Source organism: Microbacterium sp. RD1 (assembly GCF_052220165.1).
In the GTDB taxonomy this organism is placed as follows: Bacteria; Actinomycetota; Actinomycetes; order Actinomycetales; family Microbacteriaceae; genus Microbacterium.
This window is the reverse complement of sequence record NZ_JBQPOL010000001.1, coordinates 108,104-124,266: the sequence shown is the minus strand read 5'-3', so window position 1 is coordinate 124,266 and position 16,163 is coordinate 108,104. Positions and strand designations below refer to the sequence as shown.

The window sequence follows — 16,163 nt, the reverse complement described above, 5'->3', positions numbered from 1 at the left end:
AAGACATACGAAGAGGAGACGCCCGTGCAACCGGTCGTTCTGGATGTGCATCGACTGCGCAAGGAGTTCCCGGGAACTGTCGCGCTCGACGACGTGACGTTGCAGGTGCGGCGCGGAGAGATCGTCGGCCTGCTCGGTCACAACGGGTCAGGGAAGTCGACGCTCGTCAAAGTGCTCTCGGGCCTCTATACCGCCGACGCAGGCGAGGTGAACCTCGGTGTCGACGGCGGTCCCGCCGCGCTGCACGTCATTCACCAGAATCTCGGCCTCGTCCCCGCGTTGACGGCGGTGGAGAACATCGACCTGGTGCGTCACCACCGAGCCGGAGGGCTCCTCCCGCTGAACGCGGGCGGTCGCCGGCGAACCGCCGCGCTGCTCGCCGAGTTCGGGGGGCATTTCGCGGTGGACGTCCCCGTGCAGCGTCTCACCGCGGCTCAGCGCACGATCATCGCTCTGGCCCGTGCGTTCGACGGCTGGCAGGAGGGCGACAATGTCCTCGTCCTCGACGAGCCGACCGCCGCGCTCCACGGCGACGAGGTCGAGATCCTCCACGACGCCGTGCGTGCCGTGGCCGCGAAGGGCGCGGCGATCATCTACATCTCACACCGGCTCGGCGAGGTCGTCACTCTCGCAGACAGGGTCGTCGTGCTGCGCAACGGACAGGTGGTTGCTCGCCGCGATCGCGGCGAGTTCGATCGGCAGATGCTCGTGGACGATGTCGCGGGGGCTTCCAACGCCGCCGGCTTCCGCCGCGACTCCGGTCAACTCGGCGACATCCGACTTGCCGTCCGGGCGCTCCACGGCCCGCGTATCAACGGCGTAGATCTCTCCGTCGCCGCCGGAGAGATCGTCGGCGTCGCCGGTCTCGTCGGCTCGGGAATGGAGCAACTCGCGTCGGTGGTGTACGGCGCCGTCCCCGCGAGCGCCGGCTCGATCACCGTCGACGCGGAAGATCTGACGGTCGGAAGCCCCGCGACATCCATCGCCGCCGGTCTCGCGTTCGTGCCGGCGGATCGTCGCAGGCTCGCGAGCATCGAGGCCTTTCCGGCGCGCGAGAACGTCACCCTTCCGCGCCTGCGTCCGGTGACCTCGTGGACAGGGTCCGTCAGCACGAAGCGCGAACGCCGTGACGTGAAGCGCTGGATGCGGAAGGTCGCGGTCGTTCCCGCCGATTCCGAGGAACGGCGCTTCGACCAGTTCAGCGGCGGCAATCAGCAGAAGATCGTGATCGCGCGATGCCTGCGGCTCGACCCCGCCGTCCTGCTCCTCGATGAACCCACGCAGGGCGTCGACGCCGGCGCACAGGCCGAGATCTACCGCTTGCTGAGCGAGTATGCGACCGGCGGCGGAGCGGTGCTGGTGTCCTCGAGCGACATCAAAGAACTCATCTCGATCGCCGACCGCATCGTGGTGCTCCGCGACGGGGTCGTCGCGGACGAGTTCACCGGCGACGGACTCATCGAATCCACGATCGTCCGTGCCGTCGTTGACGACGGCCCCGATCCCGTCAGCCCGACCATCGAAAGCAGAGAAGCCTCATGACGACGACATCGGCAGCATCCGGTCCGTCCCGCGCGCGAAAAGTCCTGTCAGCCCTCAGTTTCCGCCAGGCCAGTGCGCTCTGGGTGCTCGTCGTGATCATCGTCGTCTTCTCGATCACGATCCCCGAGACCTTCCTTTCGCCGCGTGTGTGGTCGTCGCTCCTCGACACGAACACGGTGGTGACGATCACCGCCATCGGTCTCGTCATCCCGCTCGCGGCGGGCGCCTTCAACCTTGCCGTCGGCGCTCAGGTCGGATTCGCGTCGATGTTCGTCGCCTGGATGCTCGTGCCCGCGGGGATGCCGCTGTCGATCGCGCTTCCCGCGACCGTGCTCGTCGGTGCGCTGATCGGCCTGGTCGCCGGCGTGCTCATCGTCTACGCACACATCGACTCGTTCATCGCGACCCTGGGAATCAGCTCGCTGCTCGCCGCAGCGGTGACGCTGCTCAGCGGCGGCCGGCAGATCCTCGACATGCCGCGTGAGCTGAGCGACTTCGGCGCGGGTCGCGTCTTCGGGCTGACCTACGCGTTCATCGTGATGCTCGTGCTCGCGGTGATCGCGTGGTATGTGCTGGAACGTACCCCGCTCGGACGCCGGATCTACGCGACCGGCGGCAACATCGAAGCGGCGCGGCTGTCGGGCGTGCGGGTGGGTGCCGTCGTCATCGGATCGCTCGTGGCATGCGGGGTGCTGACCTCGGTCTCGGGCATTCTCATCACCGCGCGGCTCACGAACGCCGATCCCACCATCGGACCGGGCTACCTGCTGCCCGCGTTCACCGCTGCATTCCTCGGTGCCACCCAGTTCCGTGGCGGACGATTCAATATTTGGGGCACCGTACTGTCGGTCTACGTCCTCGCCCTCGGCGTGAAGGGACTGCAGTTGTCGGGCGCACCGAGCTGGATTTCCGACGTTTTCAATGGCGTCGCGTTACTGGTCGCGGTCGGGCTCGCCTCGGCGGCTCGCCTGGGTGGGCGCCGATCCTTGCTCGACCGTCTCCGACGTCGACATGCGGTCCGCGAGTCGCCGGAGGCCGGCACCATCCAGCCGCCGTCGTCGAGTGGCGGGCGCGTCGAGCAACGCGTTCATGGTTGAGCGGGTCATCGTCTCGACGGCGAGGTCACTGATCGGCAGTCGACTCAGGTCGCGCACGCTGCGCATTTCGCGCGTCGCGGTCGCGATCGACGGCGGAATCAGACCAGCCTGCGCGCCCGACGCACCCACCGTGCTCCCGACCTGGACGGACGAATCACCATGACGACCTTGTCACGCGACACCGCCGACGCCCTGACGGCCGATCTCTTCGCCTTCCAGAGCCAACTCACCGAAGAGGAGCAGTGCGCACTCGTCGAGCTGCGGGAGTTTCTCGACGAGCACGTGCGACCGTACGCCGACGACTGGTGGGATCGCGCCGAGAGCCCGCGCCATCTGCTCAAGCAGTTGGGCCAGCTCGGCATCTTCTCCTACGGGTTCGACGAGACTCGCCCGTTCGCGAGCAGCTCGGCGTTTCGCAACTGGATCGGTCTCGAGCTGGCCCGCTGCGATCCGTCAACGGCGGTGCTCGTGGGCGTCCACGTCGGGTTGGGGATGGGATCGATCTCCCTCAATGGATCGGACGAGCAGCGCGCGGAGTGGCTCCCGCCGCTGGCTGCGGGGGAACTGATCGCGGCGTTCGGGCTGACCGAGCCCGAGCACGGCTCCGACACGGCCCGGGGCCTCGCGACAACCGCGGAACTCCGGGGCGACGAGTGGGTGCTGAACGGGGCGAAGCGCTGGATTGGCAACGCGACATTCGCCGACGTGGTCGTGATCTGGGCGCGCGACGTCGCCGACGACAGAGTCAAGGGCTTTCTCGTACGCACCCCGGCGCCCGGATTCACCGCCACGAAGATCGAGCGGAAGATCTCGATGCGCGCGGTCGAGAACGCCGACATCGTGCTGACCGATGTGGTGGTGCCTGAGCGCGATCGCTTGAAGCGGGCAGAGGGGTTTCGCGATGTGGCGCGCGTGCTGCGGCACACGCGCCTCGAGTCGGCGTGGCACTCGGCGGGCGTCTCGATGGGTGCGTTCGAGGCGGCGCTCGCCTACGCACAGGGCCGCCGGCAGTTCGGGCGGCCGATCGCGGCGTTCCAGCTCGTGCAGCAGAAACTGGCCGATGTCGCGACGAACATCACGGCCACGCTCGCCGTCAACATCGCGGCCAGCCGCCTGAGCGATGACGGTGCGCTTGCCGAGCACCACTCGTCGCTCGCGAAGACCTTCGCGGCGAGCCGCCTGCGCCAGTCGGTCGCGCTGTGCCGGGAGGTCGCCGGCGGCAACGGCGTGCAGCTCGACGCGGGTATCGCCCGCTACTTCGGCGATGCCGAGGCGATATACAGCTTCGAGGGCACCCACGAGATGAACTCACTCATTCTGGCCCGTGCGCTCACCGGCCACGCCGCGTTCGTCGCCTGACAGCGGCACACGGCTGGTCTCCGGCCTGAAGGGGCGTCAGCGCGGCCATCCGAGGCGACGCGGACAAGACATAGGGGGTAGATAGGCGCCGAGTTGTGACCGCACGCGCGAGCGCTGAGGCACGATCGTCCATCAGCTTGATACGCGTCTCCATGGAGCGCCGCCGCGGGCGCGGGTAGGTATGACGTATGTACACCTCGAACGGCTACGTCCTCGACGAATCTCCATCCCGCCTGGGCCAGCTCGAGCCCGTCCCGGCCGAAGAGCGCGACGACCGGGAGGCTCTGTGGCGTCGCCTGCGCCGGGACGGGTACCTCTTCCTCACGGGCTTCCTGGACCCGCAGATGATCGCGGAGTTCCGCCGCTTCTATTTCGCCGAACTCCGCGACACGGGTGTCGTGGACCCCGATGCGGACCCGGGTCTCGGGCTGGCAGGTGGCGCCGAGATCGACCGTGCCGCCCTGCGCCGTGCGCTGTACGACCGGATCATCCCCAGCCCCGAGTACGAGGCCCTGGTGCAAGGGCCCCGCGTCAGGGAGTGGTTCCGCTGGTTCCTGGGGGAGGATGTGGCGCTGCACAAGCGCCGCATCCTCCGCCACACGCAGCCCGGTGAGGGTGGGATCGGGACGGCGACGCAGGCGCACTACGACCTCGTCTACCTCCGTGAGGGGACGGACCGAGTGCTGTCGATGTGGATCCCGCTGGGGGACTGCCCCATCGAGCGCGGCGGGCTCACCTACCTCGAGCGCAGCCACCACAGGGTGCTCGAGGAGGAGCGCAATGGCACGCTGCCCACTCCGGTCGCCTCGATCACGGCGGATCTCCCTGGGCTCGCCGACCGTCATGACGAGCGATGGCTGATCACCGACTACGCCGCGGGGGATGTCGTCGTCCACTCCGCGCACATCGTGCACGCCGCTCTGGACAACGTCGCGGTGGACGGCGTCATGCGGCTATCCACGGATATCCGCTACCAGCGCGTGTCGGAGCCGATCGACTGGCGATGGGAGCACGATGAGTCACAGGAGGTGCTGCTCAATGGATTCCAGTTCCTCACAGACCCGGTCGAGCGGGCTCGCGTGAAGACCGCGCTCGAAGCCGTGCTCGCACAGCGCGAGGGAAACACGAGCGAAGATCCGAGTGGGGACTTCGACATCTTCCTGTCGCTCATCGAGGATGAGACCGAGCGCGAGCGAGTCGCTGCCGCGATCGATGCGGAGTACAGGAGGCCGAGCAAGGGGTGAACGAGTTCGACGGCGGCAGCGCACGCGCGCGCATCGCCGTCGCGCCTCCGGAATCGATCGCCGAGAGTGCAACGGATCCGATCGGGCGTCATCTCACCGTCCTCGCCGCGGGCACCGAGCGGTTCGATGCTCCCCGGGAGGTCGACCGTCCCTCCGGCGCAGGGTTCGTCATCGTGTGCGCCACGCTGGGCGGCAGCGGATGGGTCCGCCTGTCCGGCACCACTCATCGCCTCGGTCCCGGTAGCGTCTTCATGCTCCCGCCGGCCGAAGCTCATGCGTACGGTACCGCCGCGCTGCCCTGGCGGATCTCCTGGATGGATCTGACGGGGATCGACCTCGACGACTTGATGAGCGCCTCCGGTGCCAGTGTGACGAATCCGGTGCTCGTGCCCCGCGACTTCGTCGCCTTCGTCGATGCGTTAGAGAGGCTGATCGGATCTCTCGAGTCGGATGACCCTCGCGGGCGATCGCGCGAGGCCTCGGGTCGAGCGTGGCGGGCGCTGGCCGCGCTGGCCGCGGACCGACTGAGACCGGGCCGGCCGGAGCCGGTCGACATCGCCATCGAGTGGATCACCGCGCACTGGAACCGGCGCATCACCGTTGCCGCTACCGCCGCGGCTTCGGGTCTGTCCGTCGCCCGCCTCCAGGCGGGGCTCCGCGAGCAGACCGGTGGCGGCGTGATCGCGTACCAGACGAGCCTTCGGATGGCGCGTGCGCGCCGGCTCCTCGACGGCTCGGCAGACCAGGTGAGCCAGATCGCCCGTGCCGTCGGGTACGACGATCCGTATTACTTTTCACGACAGTTCAAACGCACGCACGGGGTGAGTCCGAGCGAATTCCGGTCGCGACCGCGCCCATAGCCCGACGGTCAGGCGTCGGCGCCCCACAACCGCGCGACCATCGCCTGCTGAGCCCGGATCTGGTCGAGAGCCACGGGTTCGTCGATGAAGTTGAACCCCGTCCACTCCGTGGAGAACACCCCGGAGAATCCCAGATCGCGTATCTCTCGCATGATCTGCGGGTAGGGGATGCACGGCTCGTCCCCGTCGATCATCTCGTAGAACTTGGTGTGCACGTGTCGAAGGTGGCGTCCGAGGCCGCGGATGGTGCGGGGACTGGTCCGCACGAACATCGCGAAGCACTCGTTGGCCGTCTCCACGGCAAGGGCGTCTCCGCCTCTGGCACGAATCTCATCGAGGACGTCCGCCTTCTCCCGTCCGCCGTTGTAGCCGGCGGCGAGGATCTCGAGGAGGTCCGCAGGCACCCCGGTCTTCGCCTTGTACTCGAGGAAGGCCGCGGGCACGCGCTCGGTGAACGAGCCGAGATCTTGCAGGAGCCCGACACGCGGGGAGTCCCACCTTTCGAATGCCCCGACGAGCTCCTGGATGTCGGGCGACTCGATCGTGTGCGAATGCAGCTCGATCACGAGGTCGAGGTCGAGCCGGTCGGCGTGCGGCAGCAACCGCTCCAGGAGGGCGGGCGTGGGCATGTTCGCCCGGAACATCGGGAACCCCAGCCGCGATGCGATCTCCATCGACTGGACGACAAGCTCCACGATGCGGTCATCGTCGAACGGATGGCCCGCGACCCAGCCGTACTCGACCTCATGGCCGTACACCGAGAGTCCGACCCCGGAAGCGTCGATCGCGCTACGGAACCCATCCTCTGCTTCGGGGGTGAGCACGGGATAGGAGCTGATGTGCTGCGAGTCGAGGATCTCGAGATACTGACCCTCGCCGAGGGAGGCGACAGCGCGCGCGCAGTCCTCGAGAGACCACTCTCGGGAGAGATACTCGCGGGTGAAGCTGAAGATCGTCGCCCCCAGTCGCACCGCGCTCATCGAAGTACCGCCGTCACCGTTGCGCGGTTGAAACGCGTCGGCCAGACTCCGTCGGGGCCAGGGGGGAACGCTGGCACCCGCACTCTCAGCTCGAGCTCGATGCGGTGCTCGCCGGCTTCCAGCCGGTGAGCAGTCGTCGCGGTCACCACCGCGGGGTCCAGAACAGGCCACCAGACGTCGTCGTGCGGCGCCCACTCCGAGAGCGAGTGCTCTTCCCCTCCCTGGGCGAGCGTGAGCGAGGAGGGGTCGACCGGCTTGCCATCGACGAGGAGATTGACCTCTTCGACGCAGGACATGGGCACCGAGCGCGACCAGTTCAGGCGGATATCCAGCGAGATCGATCGCGGATCGCGCGTCGCTCGCCGCAGATTCATTCTCGAGACGATGTGCTCAGCCCACACAGCGCACGCCCTTCGTTCTTGTTAAATAGGTCATTTGTACTGATTATCCCGTCCGCGCCGTTCGTAAAGCAGGACATTCTGCTTGAATAACGGGATGGCCAGCTCGAGTGGATACCGCGAGAAGAACAGCACGGCTGACCGTGCGCTCAACATCCTCCAGATGTTCGGTGACGAGCGGCCGGAAGTCAGCGCCGTGGAAGTGGCCGAGATGCTCGCCGTCGCCCGCTCGACGGCCTATCGGTACCTGCAGACCCTCGTTCAGTCGCAGTTCCTCGTCGATACCGGCCGCGGCACCTTCCGGCTCGGCCTGAAGATCCTCGAGCTCTCGCGCATTGCGCGCGGCGGGCTCAAGCTCGCCGACCTCGCCGTGCCGCGCATGAAGCAGCTCGCCGACCTGCACCAGCAGACCGTGCTGCTCACGAAGCAGATGGGTCCTGCGGTGATCTGCCTCGAACGCGAGGAGTCCCGCACCCAGTACGTGCGCCTGTCGTACGAGCGCGGCAGCGTGCTGAACCTGAACGCCGGGGCTTCGGCTCTGGTCCTGTTCGCGTGGCTGCCGGAGGAGGAGGTGCGCCGTCTCGTCGCGGGGGCCTCCCTGACCAAGTTCACCGCGAAGACCCTCACTGACCCCGACGCGATAGTGAGCCGTCTCGCCGAGATCCGGCGCGAAGGCGTGGCGGTGACCGACGGCGAGGTCGACCTGACCGCCATGGGAATCGCGGCGCCGATCTTCAACGGCGCCGGCGTCGTCGTCGCCGCCCTCAGCATCGTGCTCATCCGCTCGCTGGTCCCGGCGGAGAACATCCCCGGAATCGTGAAGTCGGTTGCGGCCGCCGCGCGCGACTTGAGCAATGAGGCGGCGCTGCTCGACCGTTGAGCTCACCCGACTGCGAGGTTCGAGATACGGCCGACCCCCTCGATCTCGACCTCGACCTGGTCCCCGTTGTGCAAGAACACCTGCGGGTCACGGCGGAACCCGACCCCGCCGGGCGTGCCGGTGAGGATGATGTCACCCGGCTCGAGCGCGGTGAATGTCGAGATCACGGCGATGAGGCGCGGGATCGAGAAGATCAGCTTCCCGAGGTCGGAGTTCTGCACCTCGATCCCGTTCAGGATGGTGCGGATGCCCGCGGAGTCGAGGTCGACCTCGTCGAGAGTGACGATCGCGGGCCCGAGCGGGGTGGACGCATCCCACGCCTTGCCCTGCACCCACTGGTGGGTCTTGTACTGGAAGTCGCGCATGGTCACGTCATTGGCGGCTGCGACACCGAGGATGTGTCCGAGCGCGCCGGCCTCGGAGATCCGTCGCCCCGCGCGGCCGATGATCACGGCGAGCTCACCCTCGTAATCGATCTGGTGCGACTCCGCCGGCAGCTCGATGACCCCGTCGGGCGGGAGGAGTGCCGAGGCGAACTTGGGGAAGAGTACCGGGTAGTCCGAGTCGCCCCGCTTCGTCTCCTCGACGTGCGAGGCGTAGTTGAGGCCGACGCAGAGAATGCGGCGCGGCGCCGGAACGAGGGGCCGGAGCCGCGCATCCTCGAGGCGAACCGCACGCTGCACGTCGCGCTGCGCCGTCGCGAGCACGTCGGTGGGCGTCTCCGGCCCGACCTCGGTGATGCCCACGAGGGGAATCACCTGGCCGTCGCGCAACTCCGCCGCGACGGGGCGACCGTCTACGACCGCGCTCACGTACCTCATTCGGCGGCCCCGACCTTTCGCCACTTCGGCGTCTGGCCGCCCCACAGGTTGACGGTCTCCGGGCGTGGCTCCCATTGGCGCGGCACGTACTCGACCCGGTCATCGTGGAACTTCTCCATCTCGGCGGAGAGTTCCACGTGGTTGCCCGCGGGGTCGTCGAAGAACACGAAGAGGTTGTTGCCCGGCCCGTGCCTGCCCGGGCCCCACTGCACGGGGACCTCGAGGTCGGTGAGGCGGTCGCACCACGACTTGAAGTCCTCCCACTCGGCGAGGTCGTACGAATAGTGGTCGATGTCACCACCCCGACCGACGTCGACGACCGCGAGGGTGTGGTGATCGCGGTCGCTGCGCATCCAGCAGAAGTGGCCGTTCTGCAACTGGTCGGAGATGCGGAATCCCACTATGCCGACGAAGAACTCGGCGAAACGCCGAACGTCGGCGGTGCCTATAGTCGTGTGCTGGAACTTGATCGGGCGGCGTCCCGTGTCGGCAGCGTGCTCTCCGGCGCGACGGACGGGCGAGTGGAACTGCACCTCGGTGCCGTCCGGGTCGATCACGCTGATGCCGTCCGCGGCGCCGACGGCGTCATCGACGAAGCCCGGGTCGAGCTTCTCGTGAGAAATGCCCGCCGCGTCGAGGCGCTCGCGGATCCCGTTCAGGCCCCCCGCGTCCCTGACCTCGAACGCGTAGTGCAGGAGCCCTTTGTCGCCGGCCGCCAGATCGAGTACGTGGTGTCCGGAGCCCCAGCCCAGCCGGATAGTACCGTCCGGGAGGGTCGTCGCGATCTGCAGGCCGAGCACGCGCTCGTAGAAATCCGCCGTCGCCGCCGGATCGGGGACACGGAAGGCGATGTGGGAGACGGAGGTCCTCCGAAGGCTCCCGGCGGCGAGCCCCTCGGGGATGACGGTGCGCGTGGGTCGGCTCATGGCACGTACCTCTCTGTTGTGGTGCGGCTGTCTGCCGATCCGGTGCGGGACGCCGGCAGCCAGGCGGCTACCGCCTTCTGGATGGACTCGCCGTCGGCAGGCAGCCAGGCTGCGGCGGCGACGCGGTCCGGGCGGATGAGCACGAAGTGGCCCCCCAAGGCGCCGAAGTCGCGCTCGGCGGAGCCGTCGTAATCGACGATCACTCGCTGGGCGTGGGTGCGCGAGGGGATCCCGCCGGAGATGGACAGGTGCAGCTCGACGGCGTCCAGGGCGGCCCTGACGCCGGAGACCGTGCCCCAATCCTCCTCCGTGACGTCGACGCCGACGATAGCCCAGCCGTTGCCGAGCACCTCGTCGAGTCCGACCATCGAGGCGCGGGTCATGTCGAAGATCCGGGGCTGGCGGATCATGACGCCCGCCCCGGTCCCGGGAACCACGAGCGCGCTCTGGAACTGGCTGAGCGGCCGGTAGCGCATGTGTTCGAAGTAGTCGCGACCCTCCGCGGAGCCCAGACGGGCTTTGATGACGCGGTCGCGGAAGTCCGCGACGCGCTCCGACGGCGTCATCACGATGCGACCGAGTCTCTCGGACAGATCGATGACGGCGGCGGCGTGCGGCCGACGCTCGGCCTGATACGTGTCGAGCACAGACTCGTCAAGGCGACCATGCATGACCTCGGCCAGCTTCCAGGCCAGGTTGGCGGCGTCCCGGATGCCTGAATTGAGGCCTTGACCCGCGAACGGCGGCATCATGTGGGCGGCATCGCCGAGGAGGAAGACGCGACCGCGCCGGTAGTCGTCGGCGTTGAGGCCGTGGAACCGGTAGTTGATCGCGCGCTCGACGTCGTCCCTGCCAACGGTGCGGTAGGGCGCGAGCAGGCGCTGGATGAGGGCGGCATCGGGGACCTCGCCGGCGTCGCCCTCACCCGGGAACAGGCGGAACTCGTACCGGCAGCGACCGTCTAGGCCGGGCACGATGACGTGCGGGCGGTCCGGTGTGCCGAAATGCATGCCGAAGCGCTCGCGGTGCGAGTCGTTGAGCGTGTCGATGACAGCCCAGACCTCGGGGTGCGAGCGACCTGTCATCCCGATGCCGGCCAGGGCCCGGGTGTCGGACCGGCCGCCGTCGGCGCCCAGCAGGTAGTCGGCGTGCATCACACTGCGGCGGCCGAAGCTCTCGACGGTGATCTCCACCCCGTCTGCATCCTGGCTCAGGTCGACCATGCGCGTGCGATAGCTCACCTGAATGGATGGTTGCATGACCATCGCGCCGTGCAGCACGTGCTCGAGATCGGGCTGGGCGAAAGGATTCTTGAACGGGTAGCCGAGCGCCCCCGGGACCGCCGCGCTCGCGGTGAACACCGGCCTGCCGTCGGCACCGTAGTACCGGGTGCCCAGCCCGGGCACGATGATCCCCAGCACCTCGGCCAGGACTCCGGCCTGTGCGTATGTGCGCAACGACTCGTCGTCGATGCTGATCGCCTTGGGCTCGTCGCTCGGACCCCAGCTCGCCTCAATGACGTGGACCCGAAGGCCGCGCACGGCGAGGAGCAGCGCAGCGGTGGCACCCACTGGCCCACCACCCACGACCGCGACCTCGCGACCTTGGTACGTCATTATTCTCCTGTCCGGTAAATCGAGACAACTATAGTGTTAAATAGGAATTCTGCAAATGGAAGGGACGCCGTCGTGAAAGACCTCGACGCACGGGCGCGCGCGATCATCGACACCCTGATACCCGCGGACGACTGGCGCGGGGGCTGGGACGGCGGCGTTTCAGCTCTGCTCGCCAGCGGCGATCTGCCGCCGAACGCCTGGCCCGCCCGGTCGTTCGACCGCCTCGGCGGTGCGCTCGATGCGATTGCGGTGCAGCGCCACGGCAAGGCTTTCGCTGAACTCCCGATGCCAGACCGCACGACCGTGTTCGGCGTCGCGGCTGACGACCCCGGCCTTCGCGCCGACCTGGAAGACGCGGTCGGTGCGGCCGACCGGGGCTTCTATGCGGGTTCGGCTTCGCCCGAGGGCTGGGCGATGGTCGGGTTCGACCCGGGTCCCACCGCTGAGGGCATCTCGGCGCCGACCGGACTCTCGCCGCGGGAGGTCGCAGACGAGTACGACGTCATCGTGATCGGCGCGGGCGCCGGCGGCGGAGTCGTCGCGTCGGAGCGGGCATCGCGGGGAGATCGCGTGCTGTTGATCGACAGGTCGCGACCCATGACGACCGCCGAGCTCCGAGGGGATCACCTACGCGGAAAGCGCATGCAGGTGCTCGACGTCACAGCCGGCGCCGGCAGGGGAAGCCCGCGGGTCTTCGAGAATGCCGACGGATCGACGCGGCTCCTACCGGGAGAGGGCGATGGGGGTGCCTACGGCCTCAATGCGATGACCCTGGGTGGCGGAACGCGGCTCTGGCAGGGGATGAGCTGGCGGTTCTACGAGGAGGACTTCCGGATGGCGAGCACCTATGGCGTGCCGAACGGCAGCACTCTCGCCGACTGGCCGTTCGGTTACGAGGAGCTCGCGCCCTACTACGACCGGGTCGAACGCGCTCTCGGCGTGTCTGGCGACGCGACGAGTCCGATGGCGCAACGGACTCCGCGGTCGCGGCCGTTCCCGATGCCGGCCATGCCGGAGGATGACGTGCGCCGCCGCTTCGGAGGCGCCGCGCGAGCGCTGGGCTGGTCGACCTCGCCTATCCCGTTCGCCATCAACTCGGTGCCGCGCAACGGTCGGGCCGCGTGCGTGCGGTGCGCGCAGTGCATCGGGCACGCGTGTCCTGTGGACGCCAAGAACGGAACGCACAACACCTACATTCCGTCCGCGCTCGCCACGGGCAACTGCGACCTCCTGCTCTCCACCCAGGCCGTCGAGATCGTTCAGGGCGCGCGCGGGGTCGCCACCGGGGTGCGCATGGTCATCGAGAGCCCCGAGGGACACCAACAGCGGCTCGTTCGCGCTCGGTCGGTGGTTGTCGCCGCGGGCGCCATAGAGACCGCTCGCCTGCTGCTCGCCTCCGGCCTCGGCAACGAGTGGGTGGGCCGCAACCACCACAACCACGGGCTCGCGGGCGCCATCGCCCTCTCGGGCCCGACCCGCGAGTCCTTCCGTGGACCCGGGCACTCCGTCGCGACAGTCGACTGGGTGCATCGCGACGGCGAGGGCTGGGGCGGGGGCGTCATCTTCGACGCGGCTCCGATGTACCCCCTGCAGCGTGCGCGGTTCGGGCGGCAGCTTCCCGGCCTCGGTTGGGGTCTTGCGCACAAGGAGTGGATGCGATCATCCGGACCGCTGCTCGGCACGCGCGCGATGGTGCAGGAGATTCCGGATGCGTCGGCCCGCGTGCGACTCGACCCGGAGGTCAGGGACCGCTGGGGCATGCCGGTCGCCCGCGTGTCCGGAACCGCCAACGCCGCGTCGCGCGAGGCGGTCGACTACCTCGCGCCCCGCTGCGTCGAGTGGCTCGAGTCAGCCGGCGGTGAAGACATCGTGCCTCAGCGGTTCGCCAACGAGCCGCAGGGCGCCGAGCACTCCGCGGGGACAGCGCGGCTGGCGGAGGATCCGGCGAACGGGGCGTGCGATCCGCGTGGCCTGCTCTTCGGCACCCGCAACGTCTACGTGGCCGATGCCTCGCTCAACCCGACCAACGGAGGGTTCAACCCGGGCCTCACGATCATGGCCAACGCCCTGCGCGTCGCCGATCTGTTGGGCTGAGAGCGTGGGCATCGAGGTCTGCGTCCTCATCGAGCCGCAGCAGGGCCAGACCTACGGCGATCAGCTCGCCCTCGCTCGGGCCGCCGAGCTGCACGGCCTCGACGGGTTCTTCCGCTCGGACCACTACATGGCGTTCGGCGGGGCGGCGGGCCTGCCGGGCCCGTCGGACGCGTGGACGGTGCTCGCCGGACTCGCCCGGGAGACGTCCCGACTGCGGCTCGGCACGCTCGTGTCGTCGGTGACGTACCGGCAGCCGGGGATCCTCGCGATCCAGGTCGCGGGAGTCGACGAGATGTCGGGCGGGCGCGTCGAACTCGGCCTTGGTGCAGGGTGGAACGAGGCGGAGCACCTCGCCTACGGCATCCCTTTCCCCGCCCGGCGCTTCGGCCTGCTCGAGGAGCAGCTCGAGATCGTGACGGGGCTCTGGTCGACTCCACCGGGTGCCGCATATTCGTTCGAGGGGCATCACTACCGCTTGTCGGAGGCGCCGGCTCTTCCCAAGCCCTTCCAAGAGCGCATCCCCGTGATCGTCGGTGGCGGTGGATCCGTGCGCACACCCCAGCTCGCGGCGCGCTTCGCCGACGAGTTCAATTCGTTCTCGGATGGGCCCACGGCACGCGAGAGGTTCGCTCGAGTGCGCGACGCGGCCGTCGCTATCGGGCGCGATCCCGGGTCGCTGAGGTACTCCGTCGCCGTGGGCGATGTGGGAGCAGACCCCTTGCCCGCGGTGCTGGACCGCCTCGCCGGCATCGTCGAGTCGGCGCATCCGGACCGCATCTACCTGCAGCTCCTCGACGTCCACGATCTCGATCTGGTGGGTCGCCTGGCCAGCGAGGTGCTCCCGGAACTGCGCGCGATCGCGGCCTAGCTCGCGTCGCGCTCGTACCGCCGGATCATCCGATGGTGCGCCGCGACGAGCTCGAAGGAGTCGCGCTGGGCCCGGGCTCCGCCGCCCTCGCCGATGCCGACGGCGCCCTCGTACTCGCTCGAGACCCACCCGGTGTAGTCCGTGCGTACGAGCGCCGCGACGAGATCACGGTAACGGATGTCGGGTTCGTCGCCGTCGACGATGTCGAAGAACTTGCCGTGCACGTGGACGACGCGGTGGATCACCGCGTCGAGCTCTGCAGGGTCGGAGCGCCCGAACGTGTCCCAGACGAGACCCGCCCACGTCGTCACCGGGGACGTGGGGCCCGGATTGCCGAGCAGCTGATGCGCCTCGTCGAGGTCGCGGTCGTCGCGCCAGGCGGCGAGGACTCGACGGATCACGTCCTCGCTGACTCCCAGCTCGCGGGCGCGCCGGACGTGTGCCACCGAGACCGAGCGGGCGAAGATGCCCGCATCAGGGATGATGCCCAGGCGCGGGGTATCGTACTTCTCCACCAGGTCGAGCAAGCGGCGCGTGCGGTCGGACGCGAGGGTCATCGGTACGTGCAGCTCCCAACCGAGAACGATGTCGAGGTCATCGGCCTCCGGCAGCAGTCTGTCGATGATCGAGGCGGTGTAGTGCTGGAGCCGCACGACGGGGAAGCCGAGTCTCGCCGCTCCGCGCAGCTGGGGGATCGTGTACTCGAGCAGCTCGTCGAGAGTGAGGTCCCGATGCGGCAACAGGAAAGGGTCCGCGTAACTGCCGTAGCTGGTAGGAGTGAGACCGTGGCGGTCCACCGCACTGCGGAACACCGCCTCGAACTCGTCGGTGACGTAGGGGAAGCCGCGCTGGTGGGAGGGTCCGACGATCTCGACGCCTCCACCGAGCTGCCCCGCCATGGCCAACAAATCCTCGAGAGACCACACGTATGAGCAGTATTCGTGGGCGAAGCTGTGCAGGCTCACGCCGAGCCGCAGCTCAGCCATGGAGCACTCCTTCCACGCGCTCGGGTGCGACGTCGAGCACTCGATCGGACGACGAGGTGAAGTGGAACCTCCCGTTCGAGATGTAGGGCTCCACGGTCTGGAGGTGCGCCTCCACGCGCACCGTCTCAGCGGTCAGCGGTCGCGCGAGCGTGACGCGGAGCCTGCCGGCGTCGAGAATGAACCACCACAGGTGCGGAGCCCGCGGCAGCTCATCGAGGCGGTGGGGAACGCCGTCGAGGACGAGTTCGATGTCGCCCGGGTCGACGTCGACGCCGTCGATCCGCACCGCGATGTTCTCGAGGCACGAGAGCGGGAGCGACCGGTAGCTCGGCAGGCGCACCGAGATGTAGCACGCGGGACGCCCGTTGCGAGTCACGGGCTCCACGGGGTGCGCGGCCACGAATTCTCGCCCGCGGTCGGCTTGGCGCGGAGGGGCTGTCAGGATCTTCATGTCGACTATCGTCCTATATTCCGATATGTTTGTCTCGTTTA

Annotated in this window: 15 protein-coding genes; 8 read left to right on the top strand and 7 right to left on the bottom strand. The window is 68.4% G+C overall.

Annotation, left to right across the window (positions count from 1 at the left end; all coding sequences use genetic code 11):
- The first annotated feature begins 24 nt into the window (after positions 1 to 24).
- The 5 genes from ACTU3I_RS00565 (at position 25) to ACTU3I_RS00545 (ending at position 6,102) form a co-directional block, all read left to right on the top strand.
- Positions 25 to 1,542: a sugar ABC transporter ATP-binding protein gene (locus ACTU3I_RS00565; protein WP_442923650.1), complete on the top strand. Its 1,518-nt coding sequence runs from the start codon at positions 25 to 27 to the stop codon at positions 1,540 to 1,542.
- Complete coding sequence (locus ACTU3I_RS00560; RefSeq protein WP_442923649.1) at positions 1,539 to 2,639, top strand: ABC transporter permease; 1,101 nt, start codon at positions 1,539 to 1,541, stop codon at positions 2,637 to 2,639. Before ACTU3I_RS00565 ends, ACTU3I_RS00560 begins: the two co-directional genes overlap by 4 nt.
- Positions 2,640 to 2,798: 159 nt before the next feature.
- Positions 2,799 to 3,998, top strand: a complete 1,200-nt coding sequence (locus tag ACTU3I_RS00555; RefSeq protein WP_442923648.1) for an acyl-CoA dehydrogenase family protein — start codon at positions 2,799 to 2,801, stop codon at positions 3,996 to 3,998.
- A gap of 188 nt (positions 3,999 to 4,186) precedes the next feature.
- Positions 4,187 to 5,242 (top strand): phytanoyl-CoA dioxygenase family protein, encoded by a 1,056-nt coding sequence (locus tag ACTU3I_RS00550; protein WP_442923647.1) that lies wholly within the window; start codon positions 4,187 to 4,189, stop codon positions 5,240 to 5,242.
- Positions 5,239 to 6,102 carry an AraC family transcriptional regulator gene (locus tag ACTU3I_RS00545; protein ID WP_442923646.1) on the top strand — a complete coding sequence of 288 codons (864 nt, stop codon included), beginning with the start codon at positions 5,239 to 5,241 and terminating at the stop codon, positions 6,100 to 6,102. The genes ACTU3I_RS00550 and ACTU3I_RS00545 overlap by 4 nt, the downstream gene beginning before the upstream one ends.
- 8 nt (positions 6,103 to 6,110) lie before the next feature.
- Here the strand turns inward: ACTU3I_RS00545 and ACTU3I_RS00540 are convergent, their stop codons facing one another.
- On the bottom strand, positions 6,111 to 7,082 hold the full coding sequence (locus ACTU3I_RS00540) for a sugar phosphate isomerase/epimerase family protein (protein ID WP_442923645.1): 972 nt from the start codon (positions 7,080 to 7,082) through the stop codon (positions 6,111 to 6,113).
- Entirely contained in the window at positions 7,079 to 7,456 is a 378-nt protein-coding gene (locus ACTU3I_RS00535) for a C-glycoside deglycosidase beta subunit domain-containing protein (protein WP_442923644.1), read from the bottom strand. The genes ACTU3I_RS00540 and ACTU3I_RS00535 overlap by 4 nt, the downstream gene beginning before the upstream one ends.
- Positions 7,457 to 7,577: 121 nt before the next feature.
- Between ACTU3I_RS00535 and ACTU3I_RS00530 the strand changes: the two genes are divergently transcribed.
- Positions 7,578 to 8,360, top strand: coding sequence for an IclR family transcriptional regulator (locus ACTU3I_RS00530; RefSeq protein WP_442923643.1), 783 nt, complete (start codon positions 7,578 to 7,580; stop codon positions 8,358 to 8,360).
- Between the two features lie 2 nt (positions 8,361 to 8,362).
- On the opposite strand, the gene ACTU3I_RS00525 is transcribed toward ACTU3I_RS00530, so the two are convergent.
- From ACTU3I_RS00525 to ACTU3I_RS00515, 3 genes are read right to left on the bottom strand one after another with little or no spacing between them, the layout of a single operon-like run.
- A complete protein-coding gene (locus ACTU3I_RS00525; RefSeq protein ID WP_442923642.1) occupies positions 8,363 to 9,172 on the bottom strand; it encodes a fumarylacetoacetate hydrolase family protein in 810 nt (269 codons plus the stop codon).
- 5 nt (positions 9,173 to 9,177) lie between these two features.
- Positions 9,178 to 10,107, bottom strand: a complete 930-nt coding sequence (locus ACTU3I_RS00520; RefSeq protein WP_442923641.1) for a VOC family protein — start codon at positions 10,105 to 10,107, stop codon at positions 9,178 to 9,180.
- On the bottom strand, positions 10,104 to 11,723 hold the full coding sequence (locus ACTU3I_RS00515) for an FAD-dependent monooxygenase (protein WP_442923640.1): 1,620 nt from the start codon (positions 11,721 to 11,723) through the stop codon (positions 10,104 to 10,106). The genes ACTU3I_RS00520 and ACTU3I_RS00515 overlap by 4 nt, the downstream gene beginning before the upstream one ends.
- 72 nt (positions 11,724 to 11,795) lie before the next feature.
- On the opposite strand from ACTU3I_RS00515, the gene ACTU3I_RS00510 reads away from it, so the two are divergent.
- Both ACTU3I_RS00510 and ACTU3I_RS00505 read left to right on the top strand, forming a co-directional pair.
- On the top strand, positions 11,796 to 13,817 hold the full coding sequence (locus ACTU3I_RS00510) for a GMC family oxidoreductase N-terminal domain-containing protein (RefSeq protein WP_442923639.1): 2,022 nt from the start codon (positions 11,796 to 11,798) through the stop codon (positions 13,815 to 13,817).
- Between the two features lie 10 nt (positions 13,818 to 13,827).
- Entirely contained in the window at positions 13,828 to 14,685 is an 858-nt protein-coding gene (locus ACTU3I_RS00505; protein ID WP_442925290.1) for an LLM class F420-dependent oxidoreductase, read from the top strand.
- On the opposite strand, the gene ACTU3I_RS00500 is transcribed toward ACTU3I_RS00505, so the two are convergent.
- Entirely contained in the window at positions 14,682 to 15,671 is a 990-nt protein-coding gene (locus ACTU3I_RS00500; protein ID WP_442923638.1) for a sugar phosphate isomerase/epimerase family protein, read from the bottom strand. The two genes, ACTU3I_RS00505 and ACTU3I_RS00500, sit on opposite strands and share 4 nt — an antisense overlap.
- Positions 15,664 to 16,122: a C-glycoside deglycosidase beta subunit domain-containing protein gene (locus ACTU3I_RS00495; protein WP_442923637.1), complete on the bottom strand. Its 459-nt coding sequence runs from the start codon at positions 16,120 to 16,122 to the stop codon at positions 15,664 to 15,666. The genes ACTU3I_RS00500 and ACTU3I_RS00495 overlap by 8 nt, the downstream gene beginning before the upstream one ends.
- Positions 16,123 to 16,163: the final 41 nt, after the last annotated feature.

Coding starts and splice junctions, on each gene's coding strand:
- ACTU3I_RS00515 (WP_442923640.1), bottom strand. CDS start 11,723: ATGACGTACCAAGGTCGCGAGGTCGCGGTCGTGGGTGGTGGGCCAGTG.
- ACTU3I_RS00535 (WP_442923644.1), bottom strand. CDS start 7,456: ATGAATCTGCGGCGAGCGACGCGCGATCCGCGATCGATCTCGCTGGAT.
- ACTU3I_RS00495 (WP_442923637.1), bottom strand. CDS start 16,122: ATGAAGATCCTGACAGCCCCTCCGCGCCAAGCCGACCGCGGGCGAGAA.
- ACTU3I_RS00520 (WP_442923641.1), bottom strand. CDS start 10,107: ATGAGCCGACCCACGCGCACCGTCATCCCCGAGGGGCTCGCCGCCGGG.
- ACTU3I_RS00550 (WP_442923647.1), top strand. CDS start 4,187: ATGTACACCTCGAACGGCTACGTCCTCGACGAATCTCCATCCCGCCTG.
- ACTU3I_RS00500 (WP_442923638.1), bottom strand. CDS start 15,671: ATGGCTGAGCTGCGGCTCGGCGTGAGCCTGCACAGCTTCGCCCACGAA.
- ACTU3I_RS00555 (WP_442923648.1), top strand. CDS start 2,799: ATGACGACCTTGTCACGCGACACCGCCGACGCCCTGACGGCCGATCTC.
- ACTU3I_RS00530 (WP_442923643.1), top strand. CDS start 7,578: ATGGCCAGCTCGAGTGGATACCGCGAGAAGAACAGCACGGCTGACCGT.
- ACTU3I_RS00540 (WP_442923645.1), bottom strand. CDS start 7,082: ATGAGCGCGGTGCGACTGGGGGCGACGATCTTCAGCTTCACCCGCGAG.
- ACTU3I_RS00560 (WP_442923649.1), top strand. CDS start 1,539: ATGACGACGACATCGGCAGCATCCGGTCCGTCCCGCGCGCGAAAAGTC.